Annotated in this window: 9 protein-coding genes and 2 pseudogenes; 8 read left to right on the forward strand and 3 right to left on the reverse strand. The window is 71.1% G+C overall.

Going from position 1 to position 10,606, the window contains the following annotated elements:
* Positions 1–853, reverse strand: a pseudogene (locus BJF79_RS21490) (RNA-guided endonuclease InsQ/TnpB family protein); the annotation flags it as partial.
* Between the two features lie 143 nt (positions 854–996).
* On the opposite strand from BJF79_RS21490, the gene BJF79_RS21495 reads away from it, so the two are divergent.
* Positions 997–1,407, forward strand: a complete 411-nt coding sequence (locus BJF79_RS21495; RefSeq protein WP_083733638.1) for a DUF4307 domain-containing protein — start codon at positions 997–999, stop codon at positions 1,405–1,407.
* Positions 1,408–1,712: 305 nt separating this feature from the next.
* Positions 1,713–2,216, forward strand: a complete 504-nt coding sequence (gene greA, locus BJF79_RS21500; RefSeq protein WP_075899957.1) for a transcription elongation factor GreA — start codon at positions 1,713–1,715, stop codon at positions 2,214–2,216.
* A gap of 72 nt (positions 2,217–2,288) precedes the next feature.
* Here greA and BJF79_RS21505 read toward each other — a convergent pair whose 3' ends face one another.
* Positions 2,289–2,759, reverse strand: a complete 471-nt coding sequence (locus tag BJF79_RS21505; RefSeq protein WP_083733639.1) for an Lrp/AsnC family transcriptional regulator — start codon at positions 2,757–2,759, stop codon at positions 2,289–2,291.
* 138 nt (positions 2,760–2,897) lie between these two features.
* On the opposite strand from BJF79_RS21505, the gene hppD reads away from it, so the two are divergent.
* The 6 genes and pseudogenes from hppD to BJF79_RS21530 all read left to right on the forward strand — a co-directional run bounded on the left by hppD (position 2,898) and on the right by BJF79_RS21530 (position 9,211).
* Positions 2,898–3,989, forward strand: coding sequence for a 4-hydroxyphenylpyruvate dioxygenase (gene hppD, locus BJF79_RS21510; RefSeq protein ID WP_075899961.1), 1,092 nt, complete (start codon positions 2,898–2,900; stop codon positions 3,987–3,989).
* A 164-nt stretch (positions 3,990–4,153) separates the two neighbouring features.
* Positions 4,154–4,972 (forward strand): RDD family protein, encoded by an 819-nt coding sequence (locus BJF79_RS21515; protein WP_075899963.1) that lies wholly within the window; start codon positions 4,154–4,156, stop codon positions 4,970–4,972.
* A 103-nt stretch (positions 4,973–5,075) separates the two neighbouring features.
* On the forward strand, positions 5,076–5,978 hold the full coding sequence (locus tag BJF79_RS21520) for an RDD family protein (protein ID WP_143220076.1): 903 nt from the start codon (positions 5,076–5,078) through the stop codon (positions 5,976–5,978).
* Positions 5,979–6,044: 66 nt separating this feature from the next.
* Positions 6,045–6,653 (forward strand): annotated as a pseudogene (locus tag BJF79_RS60975) (M1 family peptidase); the annotation flags it as partial.
* A 139-nt stretch (positions 6,654–6,792) separates the two neighbouring features.
* Positions 6,793–7,638 carry a M1 family aminopeptidase gene (locus tag BJF79_RS60980; RefSeq protein WP_262402376.1) on the forward strand — a complete coding sequence of 282 codons (846 nt, stop codon included), beginning with the start codon at positions 6,793–6,795 and terminating at the stop codon, positions 7,636–7,638.
* A gap of 181 nt (positions 7,639–7,819) precedes the next feature.
* Positions 7,820–9,211 (forward strand): M1 family metallopeptidase, encoded by a 1,392-nt coding sequence (locus tag BJF79_RS21530; protein ID WP_262402375.1) that lies wholly within the window; start codon positions 7,820–7,822, stop codon positions 9,209–9,211.
* 48 nt (positions 9,212–9,259) lie between these two features.
* Here BJF79_RS21530 and ilvA read toward each other — a convergent pair whose 3' ends face one another.
* Positions 9,260–10,423, reverse strand: coding sequence for a threonine ammonia-lyase (gene ilvA, locus BJF79_RS21535; RefSeq protein ID WP_143220077.1), 1,164 nt, complete (start codon positions 10,421–10,423; stop codon positions 9,260–9,262).
* Between the last annotated feature and the right edge of the window lie 183 nt (positions 10,424–10,606).

A 10,606-nucleotide genomic window follows, 5' to 3' on the forward strand; every position in this document is an offset into this window, starting at 1 on the left:
AGCGAGTGGTTCTTGACCATGTTGCGGACGTTGAGGTCCTCGATCACGACCACTTGGTTCTCGTGGACGAGCCGAGTCGACAGCTTGTGCAGGAAATCACGGCGCCGGTCGGCGATCCTCGCATGGACGCGCGCGACCTTCCGCTTCGCCTTCTCCCGGTTGGCCGACCCCTTGACCTTGCGGGCCAGGTCCTTCTGCGCGCGGGCGAGACGCTCCCGGTCGCGGCGCTCATGCCGGGGGTTGGTGACCTTCTCCCCGGTCGACAGGGTCACCAGCGAGGTGATCCCGGCGTCGATCCCGACCGCCTTGTCCGACGGGTCCGGCCTGGTGATGGTGTCCTCGCACAGGATGGACACGAACCATCGTCCGGCCGCGTCTTTGGACACCGTGATCGTGGACGGCTCGGCCCCTGCGGGCAGCGGACGCGACCAGCGGACGTCCAGCGGGCCGTCCATCTTCGCGAGCGTGAGTTCACCGTCGCGGAACCTGAACGCCGACCGGGTGTACTCCGCCGACGTCCGCGACTTCTTCTTCGACTTGAACCGCGGGTATCCGGCGCGCTTGTCGAAGAACGCCGCGAACGCGGCCTGCAGGTGCCGCAGCGCCTGCTGCAAGGGCACCGACGACACCTCGTTCAGGAACGCCGGCTCGTCGGTCTTCTTCCACGCCGTCAACGCCGCCGAGGTGTCGACGTAGGTCATGCGGCGCTGCTCGGTGTACCAGGCGCGGGTGCGTTCCTCCAGCGCCCGGTTGTACACCAGGCGCGCGCACCCGAACGTGCGAGCAAGCTCCGCCGCCTGCTCGCCGGTGGGGTAGAAGCGGTACTTGACGCCCGCTTCACCGTCCGCCTCATGCCTCACACGATACAACAAGATCAGTTAACTTCTGCCTTACGGGGTGGACGGCGGTTCGTCCGACGGCGAATCGCCTGTTCCCGTCCTGTTCCGCACCGATTCCTTCCCCGCCCGAAGGCCGGGGTCTCCTCGGAGGTACCCAATGACAACGAGCGTGTCCGACGCCGCACCGTCCGCCGAGGTACGGGCCGACCGGGCCAAGACCGTGCGCGGACGCATCGGCCTGGCGGTGATCGGCGTCCTGGTGGCGCTCGCCGCGGGCGGCTTCGGAATCATCGCGGGGTTCGCCGGTTCGTCGTCCCCGGGGATCGTGTCGCAGACCGTCGCCTACGACATCACCGGGAACACGGTGAAGATCAGCTATTCGGTGGCGAAGCCGGAGGACGACGCCGTGCGGTGCACCCTGGACGCCTTCGACACCGACTTCGCGATTCTGGCGGAGAAGACCATCGTGGTGCCCGCGGGAAAGTCGGGCGCGACCGGGACGGAGACGCTGCGGACTCCCCGGGAGGCCACCGGCGCCCGCATCCACGAGTGCGCGAAGGCCGGATGAGCGCAGGTCGCGGGGGTCTCGGCGGAATGTGATCACCCCCCCGGACGTTGGGAGCCGATGACCGGCCGGCGCATGGAGGCGCCCGGCCGGGGCATGGAGATCGCGGCGGCGAAACGGCCCGGCGGCCCCGCCCGAATACCGCGGCCGATGCGGAACCGTGATTGGCGGATTGCCGACGACGAGTTCAGGGAACCTTTACCCGCACACACCGGATAGGCTAGAGGTTTCACCCGGCCGCACTTCATGTCGATGTGACGCCTGCCCACCGGGCAAGCGAGTATCGCACCATGTGATGAGGAGTACCCGTGACCGAGACCCGCGCTGACAAGGACGTCACCTGGCTGACCCAGGAGGCGTACGACCGGCTCAAGACGGAGCTGGACCACCTGTCGGGCCCGGGCCGCATCGAGATCGCTCAGAAGATCGAGGCGGCGCGGGAGGAAGGGGACCTGCGCGAGAACGGCGGCTACCACGCGGCCAAGGAGGAACAGGGCAAGATCGAGGGCCGGATCCTCCAGCTCCAGGGCATCCTGGAGAACGCCCGCGTCGGCGAGGCGCCGCGCACCGAGGGCCTGGTCGGCCCCGGCATGACCGTCACGGTCACGTTCGAGGGCGACGACGAGGAGGTCACCTTCCTGCTCGCGTCCCGCGAGGAGGTCGGCGCCCCCATAGACGTGTACTCCCCCAACTCGCCGCTCGGCTCCGCCATCAACGGCAAGAAGGTCGGCGAAAAGGCCACCTACACGCTGCCGAACGGCCGCAACATGACCGTCGAGATCCTCGACGCGACCCCGTACGGCGCCGCCTGATCCGTCGGCAGGCCCAGCCGGGAGAACGCGGTTCGGCCCGTCGCCCCATCGGGGCGGCGGGCCGCTCGCGTTCTACCTGGCGGACGCGGCGCGGACGAGCGGCAGCGTCCGGTACGGCACCTGCGTGACGAGGGAGATCACCGACGAGGCGCGCTCGACGTCCGCGACGTCCACGATCGCGTCGATGACCCGCTGCAGGTCGGTGTTGCTGCGCGCGACGACGCGGCACAGCATGTCGCCGGGGCCGGTGATGGTGTGCGCCTCGATCACCTCGGGCACCTGCGCGAGCCGCGCGGCGACCGGGTCGTGGCCGCCGCCCTGCCGGAGCTGCAGGGTGACGAACGCCGTCACGCCGTAGCCGAGCGCGGCGGCGTCGATCTCGGGGCCGAAACCGGCGATGACGCCGTCGCGGGCGAGCCGGTCGAGGCGGGCCTGGACGGTCCCGCGCGCGACGCCGAGGCGGCGGGACGCCTCCAGCACGCCGATCCTCGGCTCGGCGGCGAACAGCTCGATCACCCGGCCGTCCAGGTCGTCGATCGGCACGGCACGTCCTCCGGGGTCGCTGTGGTCGTGGTCACATTGCACAGATCGTGCGATGTTCGACCGGGATCACTCTACAGATTGTCCAGTGATCTGCGGCTCTCTTGCGCACCTTGTAGGCGTCTGTCGACATTAGGTGGCATGGATGAGTTTCCGGTCAAGGGCATGGACGCAGTCGTCTTCGCCGTCGGCAACGCCAAGCAGACGGCGCACTACTACTCGACCGCCTTCGGGATGCGCCGCGTGGCCTACCGGGGCCCGGAGAACGGCAGCCCGGACGAGGCGGTGCACGTCCTGGAGTCGGGCGGCGCCCGGTTCGTCTTCCGCGGTCCGGTGAAGGCCGGTACCGAGATCGGGCGGCACGTCGCCGAGCACGGCGACGGCGTGGTCGACCTGGCGATCGAGGTCCCCGACGTCGAGGCGGCGTACCGGCACGCGCTCGCGAAGGGCGCGACGGGCGTCGAGGAACCGCACGTCCTGGAGGACGAGTACGGCAAGGTGACGGTCGCGGCGATCGCCACCTACGGGCAGACGCGGCACTCGCTGGTCGACCGCTCGAACTACACCGGCCCGTACCTGCCGGGCTTCGCCGCCGCCGACCCGATCGTCGAGCCGCCGGAGCGGCGGCACTTCCAGGCCATCGACCACTGCGTCGGCAACGTCGAGCGCATGGACGAGTGGGCCGAGTTCTACCACCGTGTCATGGGTTTCACCGACATGGCCGAGTTCATCGGCGACGACATCGCCACCGAGTACTCGGCACTGATGTCGAAGGTCGTCGCGGACGGCACCCGCAAGGTGAAGTTCCCGCTGAACGAGCCCGCGGAGAGCAAGAAGAAGTCGCAGATCGACGAGTACCTGGAGTTCTACGGCGGGCCGGGCGTCCAGCACATCGCGCTCGCCACGAACGACATCCTGGCCGCCGTCGACCGGATGAGCGCGGCGGGCGTCGAGTTCCTCGCCACCCCCGACTCCTACTACGAGGACGCGGAGCTGCGCGAGCGCATCGGCGAGGTGCGGGTCCCGGTCGAGGAGCTGCAGAAGCGGCGCATCCTGGTCGACCGCGACGAGGACGGCTACCTGCTGCAGATCTTCACCAAGCCCGTGCAGGACCGCCCCACGGTGTTCTTCGAGCTGATCGAGCGGCACGGCTCGCTCGGGTTCGGCAAGGGCAACTTCAAGGCGCTGTTCGAGGCGATCGAGCGCGAGCAGGAGCTCCGCGGCAACCTCTGACGCGTCCGGTACGCGTCCGTCCACGACCCTTCCCCCGGCCCGTGCCCGGCCCGTCCCCGGGAGTCGCGGGCTCCGGCCCCGGACACGTCCGCACGTGTCCGGGGTCGGACGGCCGGTGCTCCGACGCTGCCCCTACCGCCCGGAAACGGGCACACTGGGTGCCCATGAGCGAACCGCCACAGAACCCTCCGCCCGGCGACGACGACCGGACGGACTGGAGCGCCCCCGGCCCGGACCTCTCGAAGAACCCGGGCGGCGAGGCCCCCGGCGACGACCGTCCGCCTCCCTACCAGGGGCTGTACGGAGCGGCGCCGGGCCAGCAGCAGCCGCCCGCGTACGGCCGGCCCGCATCGCCGCATCCCGGCCAGCCGGGCCAGCCGGGCCAGCAGCCCTACGGGCCGCCGGGATACGGGCCGCCGCCCGGGTACGGCGGCTCGCCCCAGGACATGCTGGCCGGGCGCTGGGCCCGCCTCGGCGCGGCCATCCTGGACAGCCTCATCCTCGGCGTTTTCGCCGTGCCGGTCATGCTGGCGGCCATCCGCTGGGACCGGTTCAACGAGATCGTCGAGTCCGGCGAGCCGATCACCGACCCGATGGACATCTACAACATCCCGGTGCTGCTCGGCGGATACGTGGCCGTCTTCCTGATCGGCTTCGGGTACTACACGCTCACGCAGGCCAGGTGGGGGCAGACGCTCGGCAAGCGGGCCTGCGGGATCAGGCTGGTGACCGCCGCCGACCAGTCCGCGGTGAGCTGGGGGCAGGTCGCCGGACGCCAGGCGTTCGTGTACGCGATCTCGATCCTCACGGTCGTCGCGAACTTCGCCGTGCCCGCCGCCAGCTTCCTGGTCAGCATCCTCGGCCTGCTGGACAACGGCTGGATCCTGTGGGACCCGCGGCGGCAGGCCCTGCACGACAAGGTGGCCGGGACGATCGTCGTGAAGGTGACGCCGTGGACGACCGACCCGTACGCGAAGTCATGACGACGGGACCGGCCGGACAACCTTTGCTCAGCGGCCGGTAAACAATCCCGCGCTCCGGACGCCGCCACGTTTGGAAGGGGGCGCCTCGGCCCAGGTCAACGTCATGACGCATCGGCCGAACGACCCCGGCCCCGGGGAAGAACCGGAGGACTGGCCGCCGCCCGGACAGCGGCCCCACGGGCAGGGGCAGGAACCGCCGCCCCCGTCCGGACGACCCGGGCAGGAGCAGCCCGGTCACGGGGAACCGGGCCACGGGCAGCCGGGATACGGCCGGCAACCCGGCTACGAGCAGCAGCAGCCCGGCTACGGGCAACAGCCGGGATACGGGCAAGAACCCGGGTACGGGCAGCAGCCCGGATATGGCGAGCAGCCCGGCTACGGGCAGCAGCAGCCCGGCTACGGGCAGCAGCCCGGGTACGGCGAGCAGCCTCCGCCCTACCCCGGGTCCTACGGGGGCGGGCCGTACGGGGGGCAGCAGTACGGGGGGCTGCCGGGGTACGGCGGCGGGCCCAACGAGTACGCCGACCCGTCGGCCGGGCTGGCGAGCCGGTGGGCGCGGCTCGCGGCGGGGATCATCGACCTCATCGTGCTGTCGATCATCTCCGGGCTGATCTCGCTGCCGTTCGTCAACTGGGGGTCCGTCGTCGACCCCGAGCCCGGCGAGTACGCCTACGACGGCGTGCAGGTGTGGACGAACCTGATCGCCATCATCGTGGGGTTCCTCTACTTCTGGCTCATGCACGCGAAATGGGGGCAGACGCTCGGCAAGATGCTGCTGCGGATCCGGGTCGTGCGGGCGGACGACGGAGGGCCGGTCGTGACGAGCCAGGCCGCCGCCCGATCGGCGTTCTACAGCGTGCTCGGCGGGATCTGCGGCTGTATCGGGTTCATCGACGTGCTGTGGATCCTGTGGGATCCGCGCAGGCAGGCGCTGCACGACAAGATCGCCCGGACGGTCGTCGTCAGGGCGGGCCCGTACGTTCCGAACCCGTACAACCTGCGCTGATCGCCCGTTCCGCAGGTATCCGAGTTGCCGGGCAGGCCGCGTCCGGGCAGGCTGGACCGCGTGAACATGGCCGGACACGACCGCAGCCCCCGCCGTCCCGGCGCACGCGCCGCATTCCGGGGTGTCGCGGGGGTGGCCGCCCTCGCCGCCGCCGGGACGCTGACCGCGTGCCAGATCCCCGGCGGGGACGAGCCCGAGGAGGCGCCGCGGGGCGGCGCCGTGACCGGTCCGGCGGGACCCACGAGCGCCGGTGACCCGTACGTCCCGGGCGACGGGAACGGCGGGTACGACGTCCAGCACTACGGGCTGAAGCTGACGATCACGCCGGACGGCGCCGAGCAGCTGTCCGGCACCGCGACGATCAAGGCGAAGGCGACCGAGCGGCTCGCCCGGTTCAACCTCGACCTGACCGACCTGAAGGTCTCGAAGGTCACGGTGAACGGTGCTCCGGCGCGCACGCAGCGCGGGCAGGGCGAGCTGGAGATCACGCCTGCGGAGCCGCTGCGCAAGGACGCGGAGTTCACCGCGGTCGTCGCGTACTCGGGGACGCCGCAGCCGGTCAACGATCCGGTCCTCGGCACGTACGGGTGGATCCGTACCCCGGACGGCGTGTTCGTCGCGTGTCAGCCGAGCGGCGCGCAGACCTGGTTCCCGAGCAATGACCACCCGTCCGACAAGGCCCTGTTCGACTTCGAGATCACCGTCCCGGCGGGCCTGACGGCCGTCGCGAACGGGACGCCCGCGCGCTGCCCGGCGGCGGCGCGCCGGCACCCCGGGGCAGCCGCCCGAATCGCCGGGAACGCCCGGCGTGCCCATGCCCGGGACGCCGGGGACGCCGGCCGAGCCGCCCGGCGGCGGCGGGGCGCCCGCCCCGGCGAGCAGCCCGGTCGGCGCGCGCGCGACCACGACGTCCAAGTGGCACGTCGAGCACCCGATGGCGACCTACCTGGCGACGGTGACCGTCGGCGAGTTCGCGATCCGCAGCGGCCGCACCGCCGCGGGCGTCCCGGTGATCTCCGCCGCCGACCCGTCGCTGTCGACGAGCCTGGACGCCTTCCACCGGACGAACACGCGGGTCACCGAGGAGTTCGCGAAGCTCTTCGGGCCGTACCCGTTCGCCTCGTCGGGCGGGATCGTCGACAACGCGTCCGTCGGGTTCGCGCTGGAGACCCAGACGCGGCCGGTGTACGGGGCGTACGGCGTCACGCCGACGCTCATCGCGCACGAGCTGGCGCACCAGTGGTTCGGCGACAGCGTCAGCGTCACCCGGTGGAAGGACATCTGGCTGAACGAGGGGTTCGCCACCTACGCCGAGTGGATCTGGGGCGAACGGTCCGGCGGCCCGACCGTCCAGCAGCAGTTCGACCGGTTGTACGAGACCGACGCGCGCGAACTCTGGGACGTCCCGCCCGGCGACCCCGGCCGCCAGGACATGTTCGCCCGGTCCGTGTACGACCGGGGCGGGATGACGCTGCACGCGCTGCGCCGCAAGGTCGGCGACGCGAAGTTCTTCGAGATCCTCAAGACGTGGACGAAGGAGAAGCGGAACGCCAACGTCACGACGCAGCAGTTCGTCGACACGGCCGAGCGGGTCTCCGGCGAGCGGCTGGGCTCCTTCTTCGACGCCTGGCTCTACGAGAAGGGCCGCCCGCCGCGCTGACGCCCACCGACGTCCGCCGACGCCGCCCCTCCCCCTCGCTTGGCCTTTTTCTGCCACGGCGATGGCAAGTTGAGACCGTCTCGCGCTTGATCCGCTACTGCGCCCGGGAAAGTCTTGATCGCGACAGTGGCGTCGAAGGAAGGCGAGGTCCATGAGGAGAGCGCACAGAGCCGTGACGGCCGTGACGCTGGGTGCCGCGGCGGCGGTCCTGGTGACGGCGGCGCCGGCGGGCGCCGACGCCCGCTTCAGCCCCGGCGCGCCCGGCGCGGGCGACCCGTACTTCCCCGACATGGGCAACGGCGGCTACGACGTCCGGCACTACGACGTCCGGCTGAAGTACGACCCGGAGACCAAGGGCATCGAGGCCGTCACCCGGATCCGGGCGAAGGCCACGCAGAACCTGTCCCGCTTCAACCTCGACTTCCTCGGCCCGCTGAAGATCTCCTCGCTGGAGGTCGACGGACGGGACGCGTCGTTCGAGCGGACGGGCGCGCAGGAGCTGGAGATCACGCCGGACCGGGGCCTTCGCCGGAACCGGAGCTTCACCGTGACGGTCGCGTACGCGGGCGTCCCGCAGACGATCAACGACGCGACGCTCGGCACGTCCGGCTGGATCCCGACCCCGGACGGCGCGGTGATGGTGAACCAGCCGTTCGGCGCCGCGACGGTCTACCCGGTGAACGACCACCCGACCGACAAGGCGTCCTACACCTTCACGCTGACGGCGCCGAAGGACCTGACGACGCTGTCGAACGGCGACCTGCGCGGCACCTGGACGCGGCACGGGCAGACCACGACCCGCTGGACGATGCGGGACCCGATGGCCAGCGAGCTGTCGATGATCGCCATCGGGAAGTACGACGTGCTGAAGGGCCGGACGGGCGCGGGCGTCCCGAACCTGACGGCGACCGACGAGCGGATGGGCATCACGCCGGCGGACGCGGAGAAGTTCCACGAGCTGTCCGGCGACGTCCTGGACTTCCAGTCGAAGATGTACGGCCGGTACCCGTTCGGCTCGACCGGCGGGATCGTCGTGAAGGGCGACTTCCACTACGCGCTGGAGACGCAGGGACGGCCGGTGTACGACCTCGGGAGCCGTCCGGGCGCGATCCCGAGCTCCGGGCTCATCGCGCACGAGCAGGCCCACCAGTGGTTCGGCGACTCGGTGACGCCGGAGCGCTGGGCCGACATCTGGATGAACGAGGGCCTCGCGACGTACTCCGAATGGCTGTACGCCGAGAAGTTCGACGGCAAGCCCGTCCAGAAGTCGTTCGACGAGGTGTACGCCACCCCGGCGGACGACGACCTGTGGACGCCGATCGTGTCCGACCCGGGCCGCGACAACATCTTCCACGGCGCCGTGTACGACCGGGGCGCGATGGCCGTCCACATGCTGCGCGCGGCCATCGGCGACCGGGACTTCTACCGGTTCCTGAAGGCGTGGCCCGCCGCGCACGAGGGCGGCAACGCCTCCACCGAGGACTTCGTCCGGTTCGCCGAGCGGATCTCCCACGAGAACCTCGACGCGTGGGCGAAGACCTGGCTGTACTCGCCGGGCAAGCCCGAGCTGTGACGGTTCAGCTCATGGTGAGGGTGTAGCCCTTCTCGCGGAGGCGGCCGATCACGTCCTCGGAGTGGTCGCGCCGCGCGTCTCCAGGTGCATGAGGACTTCGGCCTCCTCCACGTGGAGACGCGCGGCCATCCGCTCGTGCATCACGTCCAGCACGTTGACGCCCAGTTCCGCCAGCTCGCCGAGCAGCGTCACCAGGGCGCCCGGACGGTCCTTGAGGCGGCACCGCACGACCAGGTAGCGGCCCGCGCCCGCGAGACCGTGCCGCAGCACCTTCGACAGCAGCAGCGGGTCGATGTTGCCGCCCGACAGCAGCACCACCACGGGCGTCCGGACGGCATAGGAGTGTTCGAGCAGCGCCGCGACGCCCGCCGCCCCGGCCGGTTCGACGACCTGCTTCGCCCGCTCCAGGCACAGCAGCAGCGCCTGCGAGATCGACTCCTCCGACACGGTGACGACCGCGTCGACCAGTTCGGTGAACAGCTCGTAGGTGAGGTCTCCGGGACGGCCGACGGCGATGCCGTCCGCCATCGTGGACTGCGTCTCGATCCGGGTGGGGCGCCCGGCCGCCAGCGACGGCGGGAACGCCGCCGCCCGCTTCGCCTGCGCCCCGACGACCTTGACGTCCTTCTCGACGCTCTTGACGGCGGAGGCGACGCCCGCCATCAGCCCGCCGCCGCCGACCGGCCCGACGACCGTCCGCACGTCCGGGCACTGCTCCAGGATCTCCAGGCCGATCGTGGCCTGGCCGGCGACGACGTCCCGGTGGTCGAACGGGTGGATCAGGATCGCGTCCTGCTCCTTCGCGTACGCGTCGGCCGCGACGAGGCAGTCGTCCACGGTCGGGCCGGGGAACACGACCTCCGCGCCGTAGCCGCGGGTCGCGGCGACCTTCGGCAGCGGCGCGCCCTCCGGCATGAACACGGTCGCCTTGGCGCCGAGGATCGACGCCGCGAGCGCCACCCCCTGCGCGTGGTTGCCCGCACTGGCCGCGACGACGCCGCGGGCCCGTTCGGCCTCGCTCAGCCGCGCGATCCGCACGAACGCGCCCCGGATCTTGAACGATCCGGTCCGCTGCACGTTCTCGCACTTCAGGAGGACCGGACCGCCGATGGCCTCGGACAGCGCCCGGGACCGGATCAGCGGGGTCGGGACGATCACGTCGGCGAGCAGATCGCGCGCGGCGTGGACGTCGTCGAGCGTGACGGGAGCCATGCGCCGATCTTCCCACGGCCCGGTAACGGCTCAGCGCGCGTTCCAGTAACGGCCGGGTTCGAAGATCAGCGCGGCGGCTCCGATGAGCCCCGCGGGCTGCCCGAGGGCCGCCGGGACGATCTCCAGCGAGCGCGCGAAGTCCATCCGGGCGTGCGCGTCGAACGCCTCCCGCAGCGGCTCGAA

Source organism: Actinomadura sp. CNU-125, assembly GCF_001942465.1.
Taxonomy (GTDB): domain Bacteria; phylum Actinomycetota; class Actinomycetes; order Streptosporangiales; family Streptosporangiaceae; genus Spirillospora.

Coding starts and splice junctions, on each gene's coding strand:
- BJF79_RS21495 (WP_083733638.1), top strand. CDS start 997: ATGACAACGAGCGTGTCCGACGCCGCACCGTCCGCCGAGGTACGGGCC.
- hppD (WP_075899961.1), top strand. CDS start 2,898: ATGGATGAGTTTCCGGTCAAGGGCATGGACGCAGTCGTCTTCGCCGTC.
- BJF79_RS21515 (WP_075899963.1), top strand. CDS start 4,154: ATGAGCGAACCGCCACAGAACCCTCCGCCCGGCGACGACGACCGGACG.
- BJF79_RS21520 (WP_143220076.1), top strand. CDS start 5,076: ATGACGCATCGGCCGAACGACCCCGGCCCCGGGGAAGAACCGGAGGAC.
- BJF79_RS60980 (WP_262402376.1), top strand. CDS start 6,793: ATGCCCGGGACGCCGGGGACGCCGGCCGAGCCGCCCGGCGGCGGCGGG.
- ilvA (WP_143220077.1), bottom strand. CDS start 10,423: ATGGCTCCCGTCACGCTCGACGACGTCCACGCCGCGCGCGATCTGCTC.